The organism is Bacillus cereus group sp. RP43, from assembly GCF_040459645.1.
Classification (GTDB): domain Bacteria; phylum Bacillota; class Bacilli; order Bacillales; family Bacillaceae_G; genus Bacillus_A; species Bacillus_A mycoides_C.
On record NZ_JARVHQ010000001.1, the window covers coordinates 3976836 to 3997136 of the forward strand.

The following is a 20301-nucleotide window of genomic DNA, read 5'->3' on the forward strand; positions in this document are numbered from 1 at the left end:
AGCATGAAGATTTATCCCGATTGGTGAGGGCTGATAATTAGCGGGGGATGCCCCCCACTGATTAAAGTTTCACTTTATTATTCTCCCATAAAATATCCTGTAATTGTTTCAATGATCGCTGCTGCACCTGCAATGGCTAATAATGCTAGCACAGGCTCTGCAACAATTGGAATCCATTTATATAAAACTAATAAAAAAGCACTAACCCACACACCTGTACACCAATAGCAGCTTAATAATTCTCCAATCCACTTTCTTAATCCTTTCCCTTTCACCTTTGTAAAAGTCGATACACTTCCATCAGGCTCTGTAATCTCTAGCTCATCAATAAACGGTCTTCGCAAAAAAGCTGTAATTTTATCATAAACAATAAGACGAGTTAACCTAAAAGCAGCTAGCGCAAAAATAAAAAATAAAAGCCAGCTTGTAAATAACATAATTCCACCTTCCCTATCCTCTTTAGCCTATTTAAAAAAAAAGGTCTTAAGATTGTGACCAAATCTCCCCCACTCCAATATCTTATTAATGTAAATACAAACAAGAAGATAAGGAGTGACATTAATGAGTTGTAACGAAAATAAACACCATAGCTCTTCTCACTGCGTAGTTGACGTCGTAAAATTCATCAATGAATTACAAGATTGCTCTAGTTCAACATGTGGTTCTGGTTGTGAAATTCCATTTTTAGGAGCACACAATACTGCAGCAGTAGCAAATACACGCCCTTTTATTTTATACACAAAAGCTGGAACGCCATTTGAAGCATTTGCACCATCTTCAAGCCTTACTAGCTGCCAATCTCCAATTTTTCGTGTAGAAAGCGTAGATGACGATAGCTGTGCTGTCCTACGTGTGTTAACTGTAGTATTAGGTGATGGTTCTCCTGTACCACCTAACGACGATCCAATTTGTACGTTTTTAGCTGTACCAAATGCAAGATTAATATCGACATCTACTTGCATTACTGTTGATTTAAGCTGCTTCTGTGCTATTCAGTGCTTACGCGACGTTTCTATAGTTAAGTAAACTAAAAAACTATTGGGGTGGTAGAAGCTTTCTACCACCTTTACATATTTAAAAGCCGGCCATATCAATCGTTTTGATGTCTTCTATAGATAACCGAACATCTCTCATACTATTTGGTGGCATAATGGATACAATGCCATTACGATAAGATATAATCGATCCTATATATGAGACGGTAGTCGTTCTTATCCTACATCTTACTTTCGGAATGTAATGAGGGCGGTTTACTAAAAACTGAAGTTTTTCTTCATTGCTCATATCCTTAAATGATTTATTGTGCGGGACTGTTCTCACTTGCTCTTCTTGTTCCTCTTCTTCTAGTTTTCCTTCTACTTTTTCTTCTTCCACTTGCTGCTCCTCTTTCGCAAGCTTTTCTCGTTCTACCGTCTCTTCCACTGCACTACTTACAATACTTTCATTTCTATCACTTTGCTCTTTTCTATCCTCATTTTCAAAGTTTGTAAGAAGAATTCTTTTCATGTTCGGTGCAGCAAGTTCTAAATTTACTTGTGCAATATATAACAACGGTTTTCCAACTGTTGAACTTTTATTTTTATTCTTCACACTCGTCCCTCCCACTTCCATACATAGCTGGATAAATCGTGTACTATTATAGTTATATTCATAACAATGCAAGAACTTTCGTTAAAAATCGTTCTTTCCTAGAACAATTAAAAAGGACAGCCTCAATATGTAGAGACCGTCCTTTTTAAAAAACTATAATCAATATTATATTTATCCTAAAATATGATATCCTGAATCAACGTGGATATTTTCTCCTGTTACTCCGCGTGCTAAATCACTGAATAAGAATACTGCTGTATCCCCAACTTCTTCTGGAGTCGTCGCACGACGAAGTGGTGCGCGCTCCTCAATTTCTTTTAAAATTGAGTTAAAGTCGCCTACACCTTTCGCAGATAACGTACGAATTGGTCCTGCAGAAATAGCGTTAACGCGAATGCCATGTTGTCCTAAATCGTTCGCTAAATATTTCACGCTAGCTTCTAATGAAGCTTTCGCAACACCCATAACGTTATAGTTTTTCACAACGCGCTCGCCGCCAAGGTATGTTAAAGTTAAAATATTTCCGCCTTCTGTCATCACTTTCTTCGCTTCTCTTGCTACAGCTGTTAAAGAGAATGCACTAATATTTTGTGCAAGTAAAAATCCATCGCGAGAAGTATCTACAAATTCGCCTTTTAAATCATCACGATTTGCAAAAGCAATACAGTGTGCAACACCGTGAATTGTACCAACTTCTTGCTTAATAGTTTCAAAGCAAGCTGTAAGTTCCTCATCATTCGTTACATCACAAGGTAATACAAGTGATTCTTGTCCTTCTAATGTTTCCGCTAGTTCACGAACGTTTCTTTCTAAACGCTCTCCTGCATATGTGAATATTAATTTTGCACCTGCATTATGCAAAGAGCGAGCAATTCCCCATGCAATACTTCTTTGGTTCGCAACGCCCATAACAACAAATGTTTTCCCTTGTAATAGTTCCATGATATATCCTCCCAGAAATACTTATACTTGTTATTAGTACCTGATACTATAATTATAGTACCATAAAACCTCTTAAAGGCAAACAAAAAAGTCACTAACATAAATTTGTTAATGACTTTTTGTTTCTATAAAAAACCTTTCTAATCCTTCTTCCCAAGTAGGCATTTGTAAAAAACCATTTAATTGTAGCATTTTATGCTGAAAGATCGAATATTTCGGTCTCGCTGCCGTCGATCCAAATTCCTCAGTCGACACAGGTAATACATTCACTCTTATTTTTGTATGCGAAAATATTTTTTGAGCAAATTCAAACCAAGAACATGAACCGCGATTTGATACGTGATACGTACCGTATAAGGATGTATGAATGAGCTTATTAATCACAGTAATTAAATCCGCCACGTACGTAGGAGAACCAACTTGATCAGCTACAACAGATATGTTTTCTCTCTCTTTTCCTAATCGTAGCATCGTTTTCACAAAATTATTTCCATACTTACCATACAACCACGATGTACGAACTATAAAATATTTATTATGTAACTCTTTTACGAACCGCTCTCCTGCAAATTTAGAAGCTCCATATATATTTATCGGTGCCGGATTATGAAATTCATGATAGCCATCCGGTTTGTCACCTGGAAATACATAATCGGTACTGACATACACTAACTTAGCCCCTACTAATTGTGAAGCAACCGCTACATTTCGAGCTCCAATCGCATTTATTAAGTAAGCAAGATCCTGTTCTTTCTCAGCACCATCTACCTTCGTATACGCTGCACAATGAACAATTGTATGTGGCTTTATTTCTTGTACCACTTGCTTAATTCGGGATATATTTGTTACATCTAATAACTCTTTATCAAATGGATATATGTCATATTCCTCAGAATTCAACTCTTCTTGTAGTTGCTTCCCTAGCTGACCGTTCGCTCCCGTTATGATAATCCGTTCTTTCATCTACATGCCCCTTACTTTTCTTTTAGTGGTTTCCACCAGTCCACATTGTTTTTATACCATTCCACCGTTTCTTTTAATCCTTGTTCGAACGTATACTTCGGTTCCCATTCAAACTCATTCTTCATTTTTTGTGCATCAATCGCATAACGACGGTCGTGACCTAAACGGTCTGTTACAAATTCAATATCTTTTTTCGTTTTTCCTAAAAGTTTTATAATTTGTTCCACAACATCTACATTTGTTTTTTCGTTATTTCCGCCGATATTATACACCTCTCCTACACATCCCTTATGCAAAACGGTGTCAATTGCACTACAATGATCCGTTACATGCAGCCAATCCCTTACATTCAATCCATCACCATATAATGGTAGTTTCTTTCCTTCAAGCGCATTCGTAACCATTAACGGAATTAATTTCTCAGGATATTGGTACGGTCCATAGTTATTAGAACAACGTGTTACAACAACTGGTAATTGATACGTTTCATAATAAGATAAGGCTATCATGTCGCTACTTGCTTTACTTGAAGAATATGGACTATTAGGAGCTAGCGGGGTTTCCTCTGTAAATCTTCCGGTTTTCCCTAAAGAACCGTATACTTCATCTGTTGATACTTGCACGAATTTAATATGTGAATATTTTTTCACTAACTCCAACAGCGTGACTGTCCCGATTACGTTTGTATCATAAAAAGGGATCGGATTTTCAATGCTACGATCTACATGTGATTCAGCTGCGAAATTTACAATTACTTGCACGTCACATTCCTTAACAACATGTTCCAGTAGCTCTCCATTTTGGATTTTCCCTTTTACAAATGAGTAGTTAGGATTTTCTTGAATAGGCTTTACATTATTTAAATTCCCGCTATATGTTAATGCATCGTAATTAATGATTTTATATGTTTCATAGTTTTTTAACATATAGTGAATGAAATTACTTCCAATAAATCCAGCTCCACCTGTAACTAATATATTCATAAACAACTCTCCTACTTAAAAACTATCTTCATATTCCTGAAGTAATGGTAATATTCGATCCTTATCGGACAAGATAGGATTTGTTACCGGCCATGGAATTGATAATTCTTTATCTTCCCAAAGCAAACCGGAATCGTGATCAGCACTATAATACTCATCTACTTTATACATAACAATTGTATGAGGTACAAGTGTACAAAAACCATGAGCAAATCCTTTCGGCACTAATAATTGCCTATGATTATCCGCGCTTAAAATATAACCTCTCCACTTTTTAAATGTAGGTGAATCTTTTCGCAAATCAACGATAACATCATATATTGCACCTTGCATAACTTGAATGAGTTTCGTTTGTGCTTTCGGATTTTTTTGAAAGTGGAGCCCTCGAATCGTCCCCGAATGCGCTGAATAAGATACGTTATCTTGCACAAATGAATGCGTAATCCCTAACGTTTCTAGCATCTTCTTATTATAACTTTCAGTAAAAAAACCTCGCTCGTCTTCAAACAATCTCGGTTCTAACAATTTCACATTGTTAAAATTTGTTTCTACAACTTTCATATTTTCACCTATTCTCCATTAAACTGTTTCCCAAAGTTTATATCCCGCGCTAACGTATTCGCTCTTTGAAGAGAAGCATGCGTTCCCGCATCAGTCCACCAGCCGATCATTTCATTATAAGTAAGTACTCCTCGTTTTAAATACCAATTATTTATATCTGTAATTTCAAGTTCCCCTCTTGCGGAAGGTTTTAATTCTTTTATATAAGAAAAGACTTTCGAATCATACAAATAAATTCCCGTAACAGCATAAGAACTTTTCGGCTCATTCGGCTTTTCTTCAATTTTAATTATTTTTCGGCCTTGAATATGCGCTACACCAAATCGCTCGGGATCTTCTACAGATTGAAGCAGCACTTTAGCCCCTTCTTTTTGACTTGTAAACTCTTCAACATACGGGCGAATATCATCTGAAAAGATATTATCTCCTAATATAACTACCATCCGATCATTTCCTACGAAATCTTCACAAAGTCCTAGCGCCTGCGCAATCCCGCCCGCCTTATCTTGCACACGATACGTAAAGGATACACCAAACTCTTGACCACTTCCTAGGAAGCTCACAACATCTCCCATATGCTCTTTACCTGTAATAATCATAATATCTGTAATTTCACATCGCTTCAGCTTATATACCGCATGATAAATCATCGGATACCGCCCAACAGGAAGTAAATGTTTATTCGTTACTTTCGTTATTGGATATAATCTCGATCCTGTCCCGCCTGCTAAAATAATCCCTTTCATCCTTCATCTCTCCCTTATGATGGAGATAATATATCTTTATAATGTTCTACAAATACTTTCCGATACTTCTCGTATGTATCGGCATCAAACTCATCTCCGTTGTAATGAATACACCATATATTTGCTTGATTAGGGATACCAATTAAATAGCCAGCCTTTTGAAACTCTAAAGACTGTGAAACGTCATAAAAGTGGAATCCTTGAAATAAATCTTCTCGCCACGGAATATCATACTGCGTTGCCATGAATAAACCATCGATTGCCTGCACTGACATAAAAGATTGATTTCCATAAAACCCTTGATCTAAATTTAATAATTGATAATTCTGTCTTCTGTATTCAATCACTTTCCCTACTAAATTTTTCCCTTCCCACCATATCCCATTACTCGGTATAAACTGAGCGCCAGCGACTCCAATTAAACCAAGTTTTTCATTTTCTTTAAAAAGAGAAATAAGTGTATAAAACATATCACGATTAATAAGGTACGTATCTTGATGTATATATACTTTATACTTTGCAGGAAAGGAAAGGGCTCGGTTATATGCACTTGCCATACTTTTTGCATCTCGTATCGGGAAAATTTGCACAGCATAACCAGGGGGAACAAAAATGTTTCTTATTTGCCTCTCACATTGCTCGAAAAGCTTTTCATTATTTACACAAACAACGACTAATATTGTATGATCTTTCATTTTGTAGCCCCTCTATTCTTCCTTATTCACATCTGACATATAGTTCTCTACAAATACTTTTCTATGCTTTTCATAGTTTGTCATATTTACATCGAAATGATAATGAATACACCACGCATCGCGCTGTACAGGGACACCGACTGTATATCCTGCTTTTTTAAATTCAAATGATTGAGATACATCATAAAAGTCAAATCCGTCAAATAAGTCTTCTCGCCACGAGATATCATATTGTGTCGCCATCAACAAACCGTCAATACATTCAACAGGAATAAACGTTTTTGATTCATGAAATGGTTGCTCTAAACTTGCCATATAAAACAAATCGTTCATATAACCAATGACTTTCCCGACAATCCCACGCCCCTCGTTCCATACTCCATTTGGAGGAACATATTGCGCTCCAACCATCCCAATCATCCCAAGATGTTCATGTTCCTCAAATAATTGAATTAATCCGTATAGAAAAGCTCCGTTTATAATAAAGACATCTTGGTGTAAATACACTTTATATTTCGCTGGATGTGAAATGGCTTGATTGTATCCGCCCGTCATACTTTTCGCATTTCGAATCGGCATAAATTGCACAATATATCCTGGAGGTACTGCCAACTTCAATATATGTCGCACACATTGTGCATATAATTTCCGATCATTTATACATGTAACAAATAATATTGTTTTTTCGGCGGCACTCATAATTGTGATTTTTCTGCTTCAATAATATATTGGAATACAACCGTCTCAGCCATGAAGCCACTTCCAAGACGATATTTTTTACAAACTTCATATAATTCTTCAATAAGCGGTTCATACATTTTATGATCAACATATACACGATCTACTTTACTAATAGAATATCCTGCTTTTAAAAACATTCTTAGCATTTCATTAAAAGTAAAGAAACGAATATGCGTTTTATCTAACAGGCCATACTCTGTATATGTCCAATTTCCAGCAAGTAAGGGAGCTAACACTGAAATATGAGCAACGTTCGGGATACTAGCTAAAATCACACCATTTTGTTTTATATATGGTTTAATTTTTTCTATCACAGCCCATGGATCAAATAAATGCTCTAATACATCTCCAAATATGACGCAATCAAATTGTTCCTTCTCGTAAGGAAGATCTATTTTTTCTATATCACCTAAAATAACGTGATCCAGTCTTTCTTTCGCTTTTTCTGCTGCCTCTGGAAATGCCTCAATTCCTGATACACGTGTGCCATTTTCTTTTATGGCTGCTCCCAATGCACCGCTCGAGCAACCAATATCAAGAACTTCTTTCCATTCCTTTTTTATATGCTTCAATAAATTTGGATTGGCTGCATTATAATAAAAATCAGATTTTTCTTCATATAAAGAACTTTTTTCTCGATTCATTTCACACACTCCTTATGTAAATTGAATTTGAAATATATATATCATATGAACAAAATACATTTTACAAACAATATCCTCTCTGCCGATACTCTAATATATAGCCAATCTATCATCATTAGAATAATAACAAGTTATTTCCTAAAAACAGGATACATTACGCCTTATATTGTTTATCAAAAACACCCCGAAAATATTTACGGTTATATTCGATTGCAGCATTATTCGGAACATAAGAAGCTGCTAATTCATTGTAATAATAAGCTTTGTCTTGATCTCCTAACTTGCTATAGCAAATACACATTTGTAAATAGGGAATCCATGTGTAGCTAGCTGGACTGTGAAACGGACTATCCGTTGCCAGAGGTACTTCCGTTGCCAATTTAAACCAAAATATCGCTTCATTATATTTTTGTTGATCCATATATATATATCCTATTCTTGTACAATTCTCTCCTCTAGGAACATCGTATCGAAACGATTTTGCACAAGCCTCAACGGCCTTCTCCCACATTCCGATCTTCGCATAGCAATCCCCTAACTTACCGCATGCATAAATTTTCTCTTCATACCATCCTTCATCTTGTTTCAGAAATGTTTCATATAAAAGAACTGCATCATTGTATTTTTGATTATCCATAGATTCATTCGCATAATAAAATAAATCTCTCGGACTCAATTCTTCTCCAGCTGTTACAGCATTTTGAAAAATTTTCAAATTACGATCCGTTACTTCTTTTTCCTTTTTATGTGTAACTGCAATATTACTATTAAAAATCTCACCTGAAACCGCTAAATACTCATGCACCTTACCAAACCATTGAAACTGTTTCTCGCGCTTTACAAGTCGATATCTTCTTGTGCAATAAAGAGGTTTCCCGTTAGAATCCATTACAAGATGATACGGCATCGAAACAGCATCTACATTAGAATCTAATTCTCCTTTTAATTGTTTCAACGCTTCTTGAGCATCTTCTAATAATACGTCATCTGCATCTAGCCACAATATATACTCTTGCGTCGCTTTTGAAAAAGCAAAATTTCTAGCCGCAGCAAAATCATCAATCCACTGGAAATCATATATATTAGGAGTGTATTTCTCTACAATTTCTTTCGTTCGATCAACAGAACCTGTATCAACTACTACAATTTCTTCAACAATTTCTTCAATCGCATCCAAACATCGAGCTATTGTATTTTCCTCATCGCGAACAATCATACATAGACTAATTGTAATTCCTTGCTTGTTCAACATAATCACCCTCTTCCAACTCAATCATATGTTATACATACAATAAACTTTCCATTTTTTTAACTTGTTCAAGCTATTTAAGATTTCTTTTTAATAATTCAAATGTCCGTGTCATTTTCTTGCGATTTTGCATCTACTATATAATGAAAGCTTTATGGAGGTGAATTTATGTCAAATAATAATTATTCAGATGGCCTAAATCCTGATGAATCATTATCAGCTAGTGCATTTGATCCTAATCTTGTAGGTCCAACTTTACCACCAATACCACCGTTTACACTTCCAACCGGGCCAACTGGACCTACTGGGCCGACTGGACCTACTGGACCTACCGTACCTACTGGACCTACTGGGCCGACTGGACCTACTGGGCCTACTGGACCTACTGGACCGACTGGACCGACTGGGCCTACTGGGCCGACTGGACCGACTGGGCCGACTGGGCCGACTGGAGACACTGGCGCAACTGGACCGACTGGGCCAACTGGACCGACTGGACCTACTGGGCCTACTGGGCCTACTGGAGACACTGGTGCGACTGGACCGACTGGACCGACTGGGCCGACTGGACCGACTGGGCCGACTGGACCGACTGGGCCGACTGGACCGACTGGGCCGACTGGACCGACTGGGCCATCTGGATTAGGACTTCCAGCAGGATTGTATGCATTTAACTCTGCTACAATTTCTTTAGCTATTGGAGTTAATGCTCCCGTACCGTTTAACACGGTTGGATCTCAGTTTGGTACAGCAATTTCTCAATTAGACGCTGATACTTTCATCATAAGTGAAACTGGATTCTACAAAATTACTGTTATCGCATATACTGCATTAGTAAGTGTATTAGGTAGCCTTGCAATTCAAGTTAATGGCCTTAATGTACCAGGTGCAGGCACAAGCTTAATCTCAGTTGGAGCGCCTCTCGTTATCCAGGCAATTACACAAATTACAATAACTCCATCAATGGTGGAAGCTGTTGTTACAGGACTTGGGTTATCTCTAGCTCTTGGTACAAGTGCATCCATTATTATTGAAAAAATCGCTTAATTTTTTACTTAGCAGTAAAACTGATATTAGTTTTACTGCTTTTTCAATTGTAAATTCAATCATGAAACTTTCACTACTTACATAATCATATTGTTGTATGACACTTTGCAGGAGGCAAAAATATGGAAAATAAATCTGCTGTTCAGCTTTATCTGGAATTGTTAAAGAAAACAATTTTATTTGAAATATGGATAGAATATGAACCATATTTACCAGCTTCGTTACATATTTCTAAGGAACTTCCATATGAACCAGTTACAGTACCGCTCCCTCTATTCATTAAGCAATATGCTGAAAACCATAACTTAAAAATTGTGAAACCAGATGTTTTAAAAAGTGAACGTCAAGATGGGATGGATTGGCCAAGAGCAGCACACAGTATGATTGGTCGAGAGCGAATGAATCAGTTACATGAAGCACTAGAAACAGTTGTCCACGAAAATATAGAGGGCGATTTTATTGAAACTGGTGTATGGCGCGGAGGATCTTGCATTTTTATGAATGGTTTTTTACAGGCAAATAACATTACTGATCGTAATGTGTGGGTTGTGGATTCATTTGAAGGTTTGCCAGCACCAAATATAGAACAATATCCGAAAGATTACGGAGATTATTTACACTCTTTCGATTACTTACGTGTTTCTTTAGAACAAGTACAAGAGAATTTTAGAAAATATGATTTATTAAATGATCAAGTGAAATTTTTAAAAGGCTGGTTTAAAGATACGTTACCAACAGCACCAATAGAAAAAATTGCGATTGCTCGCCTTGACGGTGATATGTACGAATCCACCATGGATAGTCTCGTAAACTTATACGATAAAGTTTCTAAGGGCGGCTATATAATTATTGATGACTATGGGCTACCACCATGCGCTCAGGCTGTGACAGACTTTAGAAATCATAGAAATTTAAAAGCCCCTATTACTCAAGTCGACGTATTTGGTGCTTATTGGAGAAAAGAATAAAAGAAATTTCAATTAGCAGGAGGTTCCATTTTCACTCATTATTTACTCTCACTTCTAACACAATAAATTAGTCGTTTTAGGAATCTCCTTACATATAACAATCATTCGCTTATTATTCTCTCACTACAAAGTGAAACTTTAATTAATAAAAAGACTACAAATAGCTAGATAAAACAAATACTGTTCACTTAATTTTCCATCACAAGAAAGGAGTATACTTATGAGCGAACTTGAAAAAGAAATGACGTTACTTCCCCCTCCCGAACTCGTCCAATATGTAGGTGGCGACTTCAAAAAGGTTGGAAAAGAGTTCCTAAAGCATTTTATTCAAATTGGCGCTTTAAAATCAAATGAAAAAGTATTAGATGTAGGCTGTGGTGTCGGCCGAATGGCTGTACCATTAATAAATTACTTAACTGATGATGGAGCGTATTATGGATTTGATCTATTTAAAGATGGAATTACTTGGTGCCAAAATAATATTGCAACTATACGTAATAATTTTCATTTTGAACACGTTGACATATACAATCAATTTTACAATCCAAAAGGAAAAGAAGATGCCTCTCAATATCGTTTTCCGTATGAAGATGAGACATTCGATTTTATCTTTTTGACTTCTGTATTTACGCACCTTCTCCCGGAAGAATTAGAACATTACTTATCTGAGATTGTACGTGTGTTAAAGAAAGACGGGAGATGTTTTATTACGTTCTTTTTAATAAATCCTGAGTCATCCTATTACTTAAATGCCGGACTAAGTACATTAGGATTTTATCATCAAATTGAAAATTGTTACGTTGTAAATAAAGATATTCCGAATTTCGCAGTTGCTTATCCTGAAACAGATATTTGCGCTTTATTGAATAAATATGGCTTAGAAATAATGAATAAACCGCATTATGGTTTATGGTGCGGCAGACATGAATATACAAGTTATCAAGATATTGTTCTTACAAAAAAAAGCTTCTGAAAGGAAGTTACGTATGATGAGTGAAAAGAATATACCTCTCGTTTCCATACTTATTCCCACTTATAATCGACCTCATTATTTCAAAATCGCTCTAGAAAGTGCTTTAGCACAAACTTATCCAAACATTGAAATCATCATCGGTGATGATAGTACAAATGATGAAACAGAGACTTTAATACGTGAACAGTATTTACCGTATTATAAAAACATAACATACATTCGAAACACCTCTACTCTAGGGCAATTCCACAATGACCTTATGCTCATGGAAAAATCGAATGGTGAGTATATAAATTTTTTAATGGACGATGATGTGTTTTATGAACATAAAATACAAAAAATGATGGACTATTTCGAGAAAGGTTCCAATAACAATCTTGCTCTTGTCACTTCTTATCGCGTACTTATTGATGAGCATGGAAATAAAATAGGTGATGCTCACCCAACACAAAGATTATATAGTGAAGACACTCCATTAAACGGAATATTTTTAGGCGAATGGATGTTAAAGGATGGCCACAATATTATCGGTGAACCTACCACCGCTTTGTTTCGAAAAAAGTTTCTCACGGAACCCTTTGGCACACTTAAAGGGCGACAATACGCTTGCAGTGTTGATATGGCATCATGGATTTCTTTACTTTCTAAAGGAGATGCAGTATACATTTCTGATCCTTTAAGTCAATTTCGCTACCATGCTGGACAACAACTACACAGTAAGCTACTTGAAGGCTCTGAAGATTTCATGCATCTCGTTATAACTTCAAAAAAATATGGCTTTTTACTTAATGAAACAGACTATAGAACAGCTCTACTTAGTGCTTACCAATGGTGTAAAAATTCCTTAAAATACTATCTTCATCAACCAGACATTTTTCCTGACGCACATGTACGTCTTTCCCATTGTTTGGATATAATTATTAAAGAGTTAAAGAGTTAAACTACTCTGCAAAATCAAAAGTGTATGGACTATATGTGAATCACTCGTATAGTTCATACATTCTTTCTCATATTATAAAATCCATTACTATAAAGAGCAGCAGAAAGGATTACATACATTGAAAGATACAAATTCTCAATATCAAATAGACTACGTTTTACTATTCATTTTATTTGCCATTGGGACTGTTAGTTGCTTTGCTATTGCAAGTGCGCAAACCTCTTTACCACCATTTTTACAAAATGTAAATTTTGCACTCAAGCAAATACAATGGTACTTCATTGGATTTTTCGCTATTGGTGTTATTATGATTATCGATTTCGATCGGTATCAAAAAATTGCTTGGTATTTATATGGCTTTGCAATGATACTACTTATCGGGCTAGAACTTCAGGTTCCAGGTGCCGTTACAATTAAAGGGGCTACCGCTTGGTACAGGCTTCCAGGTATCGGAAATTTTCAGCCTTCAGAAATTATGAAATTATTTTTAATTATCGTCATTGGACGAATTATAGCTAATCATAACGAAAAATATTTTTTTCAAACACCTCGTGAAGATTTTATCTTACTCGGAAAAATATTCGCAACGAGTTTGCCACCACTACTACTTATTGCAAAGGAACCTGATTTAGGAAACACAATGGTAATTTCAGCGATGCTTGCAACAATGATACTAGTTTCCGGTATACGTTGGCGCTTTATTTTCGGATTAGTCTCCATTATTTTCACAGCAGGTTCTACCTTAACGTATATTTATATTGCTCATACAGAATTCTTTAAGGAGCATATCTTAAAAGAATATCAATTAAACCGCTTCTATGGTTGGCTGGCCCCTTACGAATATGACGCGCAAGGCTATCAATTAAGACAAGCCTTCTTAGCTACTGGGTCAGGAGAAATGCAAGGAAATGGATGGGAAAATGGGCAAGTATATTTTCCAGAACCACATACAGACTTTATTTTCACGAATGTAGCTGAACAATTTGGTTTTTTAGGTGCAAATATCATTATTTCACTTTTTTTCTTACTCATTTTTCGCATGATTCATATCGCTTTAGAAAGTAATGATCCTTTCGGGAGTTACATTTGCGCTGGTACGATCGGTATGTTCACTTTTCAAGTATTCCAAAATATCGGGATGACAATCGGATTGCTCCCTATTACAGGGATCACATTACCCCTTATGAGCTACGGAGGAAGTTCGTTGCTTACATACATGATTGCGATTGGATTTATTTTAAACGTTCGCTCACGGACGAAAATTTTTATGTTTAAATAAACCGTGCAAAAAACGATATTTTTATCTCTATCCTTTTTTAGTTATACTAATGAAAAATAGGCTGGAGGTTTAAATATGAAATATGACATTATAGGTGACATTCATGGCTGCTTCCAAGAGTTTCAAAACTTAACGACGAAACTAGGATATAAATGGAATAGTGGCTTGCCAGTTCATCCCGACCAGCGAAAGCTTGCATTCGTTGGTGACATTACAGACCGCGGTCCTCATTCATTACATATGATTGAAATTGTATGGGAACTTGTCATCAATAAAAAAGAGGCTTATTATGCTCCAGGAAATCACTGTAATAAACTGTATCGTTTCTTCCTTGGACGTAATGTTACAATCGCTCATGGGCTCGAAACAACTGTTGCAGAATATGAAGCATTGCCTTCTAATAAGCAACAAATAATAAAAGAAAAATTCATTACTCTTTACGAACAATCACCGCTATATCACATACTGGATGAAAAAAAATTAATCGTCTGTCACGCTGGTATTCGGCAAGATTACATAGGAAGACAAGATAAAAAAGTACAAACCTTTGTATTATATGGTGATATTACAGGTGAAAAACATGATGATGGCTCTCCTGTCCGTCGCGACTGGGCGAAAGAATATAAGGGGGACGCTTGGATTATATATGGACATACACCAGTAAAAGAACCTCGTTTTGTAAATCATACAGTCAATATCGATACTGGCGCTGTATTTGGAGGTAAGCTAACTGGATTACGTTATCCTGAAATGGAGACCGTTTCTGTCCCTTCTTCCCTTCCTTTTGTCCCTGAGAAATTCCGCCCAATTTCATAATCCTCTCTACTTCGTACAATTCACGATTAACGAGAGATTATCATATTTTCTAGACGTACCCTATATAAATCTAGGTAAAGCAATTAAAAAAGATGCAATAAAGTGCATCTTTTTTTAATTGCACGACATATAATGTCGCAGGAGGTGACAGAATGAAAAAAAAATCTTCTAAACAAAAAAGAAAATTCTACCCTTTATATCAGCCCATGTGTGGAATTAACAACTGGTGCGGTATTCGAGCTGCAGCTATAGAAGAACTGGAAGAACAAGAGTCATCAAAAAAGAGCAAAGCTAAAACAAAATATGTCTCTTTAGAAAATGCTGTAATGAGTCGCATAATCAATCGTAGAAAAGTAAAGATGCAGCAAAAAAATAAACATCTCTCTCATCACGATGAACAAGTACTGCATTCTGAGAAAAAACAGGAAAATACGGAAGAGAACATTCCTGTAGCAATAAATAAAAAAATACAACCAGAAATTCCAACCGCTATTATAAACCAAGTAAAAAAAATAAAAGAAGCATTAACTCCATCAAATGATATACAAACAGAAAAAACGATCATAATTCAGACTCCTGCACCTGAAAATACGAAAGTAAAAAAAGAAGGCCGATATTCACATGCAGAAGGGCTTCACTCGCATGCAGAGGGTACAGTTTCACATGCAGAAGGACTACTTACACACGCAAAAGCAACTTGCTCTCATGCAGAAGGATCGAAAACAAAAGCAACTGGACATAGTTCGCATAGTGAAGGAAGTGAAACGACAGCAGGCGGCTCTTATTCTCACGCGGAAGGTAAACATACGATTGCTTTAGGCGAAGCAGCACACGCAGAAGGAACCGCAACTATCGCTAATGGATTCTCTTCTCATGCGGAAGGTAATCATACATCAACAGCTCATTTTGCAGGAAGCCATATTATGGGGCGATTCGGCACGGCCGAAGAAGCCTATTCTTGGTTTATTGCAAACGGAACAAACGATACCGATCATAATATCGGCGCTAAATGGCTTGCTCATAATGGAGAAATGTACATTGAGGGTGCTTCTTACAATGCAAGCGGAACGGATTTTGCACAAATGTTTGAAACAGCGGACCATAAAGCTATTGATGTCGGTTATTTCGTTACATTTAGTAACGAAGAAAAAATTCGGATAGCTACTTCAAGCGATTCTTTCATTTTAGGAATATCTAGTGCAACCCCCGCTCTTATAGGAAATAGTGGTGCTTTAAGTTGGCAAAAGCGCTATAAAACAGATAACTTCGGAAAGCGTCAATATGTACGTACAGAAACACAAGAAATACAACCACTTTTAAATACAGAATGGGATCCAGCTTGCAAATATATAGCAAGAAAAGACCGTTCCGATTGGCTTCCTGTCGGATTAATTGGACAAATGTTAGTACGTGATGATGGCACTTGCGAACCGCATGGATATTGTCGTCCAAATGATGACGGTATTGCTACAAAAGCTGAAAGTGGCTTTTTCGTTATAAAACGTACTGGTGAAAATCAAATTTTAATATTATTTCGCTAAAAAAAGGGAACAAAATTCTTTTTATGATAAGAATTTTGTTCCCTTTTATTTGTTATGTAAAGCGTATTGCATATCATCTGGGATACTTACGGTAAAAGTCATTCCCTTTTCTAAAATAGGATGATAAAACGTCAACGATGTACTATGAAGCGCTTGACGTTTTATCACATCTCTTCGGCCGCCGTATAGATCATCCCCAAGTAGCGGATGCCCTATATATGCCATATGTACACGAATTTGATGTGTTCTTCCCGTCTCGAGCTCAAGCGATACATGCGTCTTATCGGAAGAACTCTCCATCACTCTAAAATGAGTGACAGCTCTTTGACCATCTTCGCAGACCGTTCGCTCGATAATACTCTCCGCTTTTCGTCCAATTGGCGCATCAATCGTTCCTACTTCTTCTAAAATAGTCCCATGAACAATCGCCTCATACGTTCGTTTCACCCCTTTTTGTTGATGCTGCTTTGATAAAAGGTGGTGAACAAATCTATTTTTTGCAATTAACATAAGTCCTGAAGTATCACGATCGAGTCTCGTTACAATGTGCACTGTACTTGCAAGGTTCTGTTTATCATAATGATATAACAGAGCATTTGCAACACTTCCTGATGGATGCTCCCTAGATGGAATTGTCGACATATATGCTTCTTTATTTACAACAAGCACTGCGTCATCTTCATATACAATATTTAAAGGAATATCTTCTACTTCCATCCCTTCACTTCTTTCCTCGAATGGAAAGAAGACTTGTAACCCTTCACCGGCTTGTAACTTGTGGCGAACACTCGCATGTTGACCGTTTACTTCAATAGCTCCGCCGTGAAACTTTATATCGGTTAAAGCAGCTTTCGAAATCCCTTTCGTTTTCAAAAACTCTCTAACTAAAGTCCCCTCATCTGCAAGCTGTATATCCCATTTCAATGTAAATCTGTTCAAATATATAAACCCTCTCTATTTATCTGCAACAAACGAGTCACGGACACGTTTCCAGAACGGGAACGGACGGAAACGAACAAATCGTACTTTCTCGTTTGCAACGCGATACTGAATTGATTTCACATCTTGATGAACCATCGTCAAATGATCCACCGTAATTTGCAAGTTCATTCCTGCAGCCGGCTTTAAAACGCATGTATGATGTTTCGGCAGTACGAGCGGTGAACCTACCGTACGAAATACACGATTGTTAATTGATGCCATTTCTGCAATTTGAATCGCTTCAATAGAAGGGTGAATAATCGCTCCGCCAAGTGCCTTATTATACGCAGTACTTCCTGAAGGAGTAGAAATACAAAGACCATCTCCGCGGAACGTTTCAAAATACTCTCCGCGTATTTCCACTTCTGTTACTAATGTTCCTTCTGCACTTTTTACAGTCGCTTCATTCATCGCCAAATACTGCGACTCTTTACTACCATTCACATAGCGAATAATCACCTCTAAAAGTGGGTATTCAACTACTTGGAACGGTGTTTTAGCAATCGCAATCACTAACTTCTCTACTTCCGTCGGTAACCAATCTGCATAGAAACCTAAATGCCCTGTATGTACACCAACAAATGCGGTTTCATCTAATCGATTATAGTAACGATGAAACGCATATAAAAGCGTTCCATCTCCCCCAACAGAAATTACAATATCAGGTTCCTTTTCATCCATCGTAAAACCAAAATCTAACAAGTATTCTTTCATCGTACTTGCTAATGTATCTGATGATTGATCGCCCTTTGACATAATTGTAAATTTCATCGCCCAACACCCTTTAGTTTATGATTCAGAATCTTTCGTTTCCTGCTTTCGTGAAAAGATCTTTTGCGCTTCTTGAATTTCAAGACGAATGGAAGACATTTCTTCATCTAATAAAAATGCCGCTTCCGCTGCACGTTGTAAGCGTATTTTAATATCTTCAGGAAAACGTCCACTATATTTGTAATTTAAAGAATGCTCAATCGTTGCCCAAAAATTCATCGCTAACGTGCGAATTTGAATTTCCACTAACACTTTTTTTTCTCCCTGTATCGTTTGAACAGGATAACTAATGACAACGTGGTAAGAGCGATAGCCGCTATCTTTCTTTTGCGTTACATAATCACGTTCTTCCACAATTTCAAAATCATTTCGTTTTCGAAGATATTCTACAACAGGCTTAATCTCATCAACAAATTGACACATCATTCGAAGGCCCGCGATGTCCTGCATATCTTCTCTGAGCCGGTCTAGCGGTACATTTCTCTTCTCCGCTTTATCAATAATACTTGCAACCGATTTTACCCTTCCTGTTACAAACTCAATTGGAGAATGCTCCGTTAACATTGCAAATTGAGTACGCATTCCTTTTAGTTTCACTTTCAGCTCCGCCACCGCTTGGTGATAAGGTGCTAAAAATTCTTCCCAATTACGATTCATTTCAACCACCACCAAAATCAATCCATTTACTTATAGAAACACTTTTTCTACAGCAGTTACTAGTTCTTCTCCGTAATTTGCATTACCTTCAATATTTTCAACTAAATATTCTACTTCTTCTTTTAATCCTTCTAATTCTATTTCAACATCATTCACGCGAATAAACATCGCTGTATCTTTATTCATCGCTTCATGTATTGCTTCCCAGCATGTATGCGGAATACTTACATAAATGAAAGATGATTCATTTTCTAAGATATATAAAAATGATAAATTGTCTGAGTCTACAAGTACGTGATTACGCGCACTTAACTCCTTTACCTCTATTTCAGTATTTTCCGCACAAAAAATAAGCGCATTCTCTCTCATTTCTACGCTCTTAACTTGAATTTTATTTTGCATGCTCAAACTCCTCCATCTCAACTTCCTGTCTTACTTAACAGTATTATTGTATCATAACATGGACGCAAACAAATAAAACATTGAACCAAATTTGCGAAAAAGCGATAATGTGGAAAGAATTATTTTTCAAAAGGAGCGCATAAAATGACACAAGAAATTGAAATTGAATTTAAAAATATGGTTACAGAGGAAGAATTCCAAACATTATGCAAATCTTTTTCTATTGAAGCATTTACAAAACAAGTGAATCACTACTTTGAAACGCCTCACTTCTCTTTAAAAGATGCGGGCTCTGCACTTCGTATTCGTCATAAAGATGGAACTTATACATTCACATTAAAACAACCTGCTGAAATTGGTTTATTAGAAACTCATCAATCTATAACTGAAAAAGAAGCAAAACTTATGATGGAAACAAACGTAATCATTCAAGGCACTGTAATGGATCAACTTCAGAAACTACAAATTCCAGTTTCCTCTTTAACTTATATGGGAAGTTTAACAACAGAAAGAGCTGAAACATTATTTGAAGGCGGAACACTTGTCTTTGATCATAGTTTCTATTACAATCACGATGATTATGAAATCGAATATGAGGTACAAGATGAGGAAGCTGGTAAAGCCGCATTTATGAGTTTACTAAAGCAACATAACGTACCAGTTCGTCATACAGACAACAAAGTAAAACGCTTTTTCCTTGCCAAACAAAACGAAGAGCGCTAAAGTAAAATTTCCATCAGTACAGAAATGATTTACTGGTGGCTATGTTTCACCTTTTTGGAAAGTGAAGATTTATTAGCAACATATAGAAT

At 36.5% G+C, this 20301-nt stretch carries 24 protein-coding genes; 9 read left to right on the forward strand and 15 right to left on the reverse strand.

The annotated features are described in order from the left end of the window. Positions 1-77: 77 nt before the first annotated feature. Positions 78-437, reverse strand: coding sequence for a DUF1360 domain-containing protein (locus tag QCI75_RS20755; protein ID WP_000899658.1), 360 nt, complete (start codon positions 435-437; stop codon positions 78-80). 124 nt (positions 438-561) lie between these two features. Between QCI75_RS20755 and exsY the strand changes: the two genes are divergently transcribed. Beyond that, positions 562-1026, forward strand: a complete 465-nt coding sequence (exsY, locus tag QCI75_RS20760) for an exosporium assembly protein ExsY (protein ID WP_002086941.1) — start codon at positions 562-564, stop codon at positions 1024-1026. 48 nt (positions 1027-1074) lie between these two features. On the opposite strand, the gene QCI75_RS20765 is transcribed toward exsY, so the two are convergent. From QCI75_RS20765 to QCI75_RS20810, 10 genes are all read right to left on the reverse strand, one after another. Next, on the reverse strand, positions 1075-1611 hold the full coding sequence (locus QCI75_RS20765; protein ID WP_353761561.1) for a spore coat CotO family protein: 537 nt from the start codon (positions 1609-1611) through the stop codon (positions 1075-1077). 150 nt (positions 1612-1761) lie between these two features. Beyond that, positions 1762-2532, reverse strand: a complete 771-nt coding sequence (fabI, locus tag QCI75_RS20770) for an enoyl-ACP reductase FabI (protein WP_002011384.1) — start codon at positions 2530-2532, stop codon at positions 1762-1764. Between the two features lie 108 nt (positions 2533-2640). Beyond that, a complete protein-coding gene (gene rfbD / locus QCI75_RS20775) occupies positions 2641-3495 on the reverse strand; it encodes a dTDP-4-dehydrorhamnose reductase (protein WP_353761097.1) in 855 nt (284 codons plus the stop codon). Between the two features lie 11 nt (positions 3496-3506). Further along, positions 3507-4478 (reverse strand): dTDP-glucose 4,6-dehydratase, encoded by a 972-nt coding sequence (gene rfbB / locus QCI75_RS20780; RefSeq protein WP_353761098.1) that lies wholly within the window; start codon positions 4476-4478, stop codon positions 3507-3509. Between the two features lie 15 nt (positions 4479-4493). Beyond that, positions 4494-5039 carry a dTDP-4-dehydrorhamnose 3,5-epimerase gene (gene rfbC / locus QCI75_RS20785; protein WP_144504171.1) on the reverse strand — a complete coding sequence of 182 codons (546 nt, stop codon included), beginning with the start codon at positions 5037-5039 and terminating at the stop codon, positions 4494-4496. An 8-nt stretch (positions 5040-5047) separates the two neighbouring features. Beyond that, positions 5048-5785 carry a sugar phosphate nucleotidyltransferase gene (locus tag QCI75_RS20790; RefSeq protein ID WP_353761099.1) on the reverse strand — a complete coding sequence of 246 codons (738 nt, stop codon included), beginning with the start codon at positions 5783-5785 and terminating at the stop codon, positions 5048-5050. 14 nt (positions 5786-5799) lie between these two features. Next, positions 5800-6480 (reverse strand): glycosyltransferase family protein, encoded by a 681-nt coding sequence (locus QCI75_RS20795; protein ID WP_144504167.1) that lies wholly within the window; start codon positions 6478-6480, stop codon positions 5800-5802. Positions 6481-6492: 12 nt separating this feature from the next. Then, on the reverse strand, positions 6493-7179 hold the full coding sequence (locus tag QCI75_RS20800; protein ID WP_144504165.1) for a glycosyltransferase family protein: 687 nt from the start codon (positions 7177-7179) through the stop codon (positions 6493-6495). Beyond that, positions 7176-7865 carry a class I SAM-dependent methyltransferase gene (locus QCI75_RS20805; protein ID WP_144504163.1) on the reverse strand — a complete coding sequence of 230 codons (690 nt, stop codon included), beginning with the start codon at positions 7863-7865 and terminating at the stop codon, positions 7176-7178. The genes QCI75_RS20800 and QCI75_RS20805 overlap by 4 nt, the downstream gene beginning before the upstream one ends. A gap of 154 nt (positions 7866-8019) precedes the next feature. Next, positions 8020-9117, reverse strand: a complete 1098-nt coding sequence (locus QCI75_RS20810) for a glycosyltransferase (protein WP_144504161.1) — start codon at positions 9115-9117, stop codon at positions 8020-8022. 165 nt (positions 9118-9282) lie between these two features. On the opposite strand from QCI75_RS20810, the gene QCI75_RS20815 reads away from it, so the two are divergent. The 7 genes from QCI75_RS20815 to QCI75_RS20845 all read left to right on the forward strand — a co-directional run bounded on the left by QCI75_RS20815 (position 9283) and on the right by QCI75_RS20845 (position 16678). Continuing rightward, a complete protein-coding gene (locus QCI75_RS20815; protein WP_353761100.1) occupies positions 9283-10161 on the forward strand; it encodes a BclA C-terminal domain-containing protein in 879 nt (292 codons plus the stop codon). A 122-nt stretch (positions 10162-10283) separates the two neighbouring features. Next, positions 10284-11129 (forward strand): TylF/MycF family methyltransferase, encoded by an 846-nt coding sequence (locus QCI75_RS20820; protein WP_144504157.1) that lies wholly within the window; start codon positions 10284-10286, stop codon positions 11127-11129. 220 nt (positions 11130-11349) lie between these two features. After that, positions 11350-12102, forward strand: coding sequence for a class I SAM-dependent methyltransferase (locus tag QCI75_RS20825; RefSeq protein WP_353761101.1), 753 nt, complete (start codon positions 11350-11352; stop codon positions 12100-12102). 13 nt (positions 12103-12115) lie between these two features. Next, on the forward strand, positions 12116-13042 hold the full coding sequence (locus QCI75_RS20830; RefSeq protein WP_353761562.1) for a glycosyltransferase family 2 protein: 927 nt from the start codon (positions 12116-12118) through the stop codon (positions 13040-13042). 118 nt (positions 13043-13160) lie between these two features. Further along, a complete protein-coding gene (locus QCI75_RS20835; RefSeq protein WP_353761102.1) occupies positions 13161-14321 on the forward strand; it encodes an FtsW/RodA/SpoVE family cell cycle protein in 1161 nt (386 codons plus the stop codon). 75 nt (positions 14322-14396) lie between these two features. Further along, the gene (gene prpE, locus QCI75_RS20840; RefSeq protein WP_353761103.1) at positions 14397-15137 is read left to right on the forward strand and encodes a bis(5'-nucleosyl)-tetraphosphatase PrpE; all 741 of its coding nucleotides are present in this window, start codon (positions 14397-14399) and stop codon (positions 15135-15137) included. 152 nt (positions 15138-15289) lie between these two features. Beyond that, positions 15290-16678 (forward strand): peptidase G2 autoproteolytic cleavage domain-containing protein, encoded by a 1389-nt coding sequence (locus QCI75_RS20845; RefSeq protein WP_144504149.1) that lies wholly within the window; start codon positions 15290-15292, stop codon positions 16676-16678. A gap of 45 nt (positions 16679-16723) precedes the next feature. On the opposite strand, the gene QCI75_RS20850 is transcribed toward QCI75_RS20845, so the two are convergent. Genes QCI75_RS20850 through QCI75_RS20865 form a run of 4 tightly spaced genes read right to left on the reverse strand, consistent with a single transcriptional unit; the run spans position 16724 to position 19489 of the window. After that, a complete protein-coding gene (locus QCI75_RS20850; protein ID WP_144504147.1) occupies positions 16724-17617 on the reverse strand; it encodes an RluA family pseudouridine synthase in 894 nt (297 codons plus the stop codon). 15 nt (positions 17618-17632) lie between these two features. Beyond that, positions 17633-18430 (reverse strand): NAD kinase, encoded by a 798-nt coding sequence (locus QCI75_RS20855; protein ID WP_000673196.1) that lies wholly within the window; start codon positions 18428-18430, stop codon positions 17633-17635. A gap of 18 nt (positions 18431-18448) precedes the next feature. After that, positions 18449-19087, reverse strand: a complete 639-nt coding sequence (gene yjbM / locus QCI75_RS20860) for a GTP diphosphokinase (RefSeq protein ID WP_002170849.1) — start codon at positions 19085-19087, stop codon at positions 18449-18451. A 30-nt stretch (positions 19088-19117) separates the two neighbouring features. Continuing rightward, the gene (locus tag QCI75_RS20865) at positions 19118-19489 is read right to left on the reverse strand and encodes a UPF0738 family protein (protein WP_353761104.1); all 372 of its coding nucleotides are present in this window, start codon (positions 19487-19489) and stop codon (positions 19118-19120) included. Positions 19490-19633: 144 nt separating this feature from the next. On the opposite strand from QCI75_RS20865, the gene QCI75_RS20870 reads away from it, so the two are divergent. Next, positions 19634-20212: a CYTH domain-containing protein gene (locus QCI75_RS20870; RefSeq protein WP_353761105.1), complete on the forward strand. Its 579-nt coding sequence runs from the start codon at positions 19634-19636 to the stop codon at positions 20210-20212. Positions 20213-20301: the final 89 nt, after the last annotated feature.

Coding starts and splice junctions, on each gene's coding strand:
- QCI75_RS20800 (WP_144504165.1), bottom strand. CDS start 7,179: ATGAGTGCCGCCGAAAAAACAATATTATTTGTTACATGTATAAATGAT.
- QCI75_RS20790 (WP_353761099.1), bottom strand. CDS start 5,785: ATGAAAGGGATTATTTTAGCAGGCGGGACAGGATCGAGATTATATCCA.
- QCI75_RS20810 (WP_144504161.1), bottom strand. CDS start 9,117: ATGTTGAACAAGCAAGGAATTACAATTAGTCTATGTATGATTGTTCGC.
- QCI75_RS20855 (WP_000673196.1), bottom strand. CDS start 18,430: ATGAAATTTACAATTATGTCAAAGGGCGATCAATCATCAGATACATTA.
- prpE (WP_353761103.1), top strand. CDS start 14,397: ATGAAATATGACATTATAGGTGACATTCATGGCTGCTTCCAAGAGTTT.
- QCI75_RS20820 (WP_144504157.1), top strand. CDS start 10,284: ATGGAAAATAAATCTGCTGTTCAGCTTTATCTGGAATTGTTAAAGAAA.
- QCI75_RS20830 (WP_353761562.1), top strand. CDS start 12,116: ATGATGAGTGAAAAGAATATACCTCTCGTTTCCATACTTATTCCCACT.
- fabI (WP_002011384.1), bottom strand. CDS start 2,532: ATGGAACTATTACAAGGGAAAACATTTGTTGTTATGGGCGTTGCGAAC.
- QCI75_RS20765 (WP_353761561.1), bottom strand. CDS start 1,611: ATGGAAGTGGGAGGGACGAGTGTGAAGAATAAAAATAAAAGTTCAACA.
- exsY (WP_002086941.1), top strand. CDS start 562: ATGAGTTGTAACGAAAATAAACACCATAGCTCTTCTCACTGCGTAGTT.
- rfbC (WP_144504171.1), bottom strand. CDS start 5,039: ATGAAAGTTGTAGAAACAAATTTTAACAATGTGAAATTGTTAGAACCG.
- QCI75_RS20815 (WP_353761100.1), top strand. CDS start 9,283: ATGTCAAATAATAATTATTCAGATGGCCTAAATCCTGATGAATCATTA.
- yjbM (WP_002170849.1), bottom strand. CDS start 19,087: ATGAATCGTAATTGGGAAGAATTTTTAGCACCTTATCACCAAGCGGTG.
- rfbB (WP_353761098.1), bottom strand. CDS start 4,478: ATGAATATATTAGTTACAGGTGGAGCTGGATTTATTGGAAGTAATTTC.
- QCI75_RS20825 (WP_353761101.1), top strand. CDS start 11,350: ATGAGCGAACTTGAAAAAGAAATGACGTTACTTCCCCCTCCCGAACTC.
- rfbD (WP_353761097.1), bottom strand. CDS start 3,495: ATGAAAGAACGGATTATCATAACGGGAGCGAACGGTCAGCTAGGGAAG.
- QCI75_RS20865 (WP_353761104.1), bottom strand. CDS start 19,489: ATGCAAAATAAAATTCAAGTTAAGAGCGTAGAAATGAGAGAGAATGCG.
- QCI75_RS20845 (WP_144504149.1), top strand. CDS start 15,290: ATGAAAAAAAAATCTTCTAAACAAAAAAGAAAATTCTACCCTTTATAT.
- QCI75_RS20795 (WP_144504167.1), bottom strand. CDS start 6,480: ATGAAAGATCATACAATATTAGTCGTTGTTTGTGTAAATAATGAAAAG.
- QCI75_RS20755 (WP_000899658.1), bottom strand. CDS start 437: ATGTTATTTACAAGCTGGCTTTTATTTTTTATTTTTGCGCTAGCTGCT.
- QCI75_RS20805 (WP_144504163.1), bottom strand. CDS start 7,865: ATGAATCGAGAAAAAAGTTCTTTATATGAAGAAAAATCTGATTTTTAT.
- QCI75_RS20870 (WP_353761105.1), top strand. CDS start 19,634: ATGACACAAGAAATTGAAATTGAATTTAAAAATATGGTTACAGAGGAA.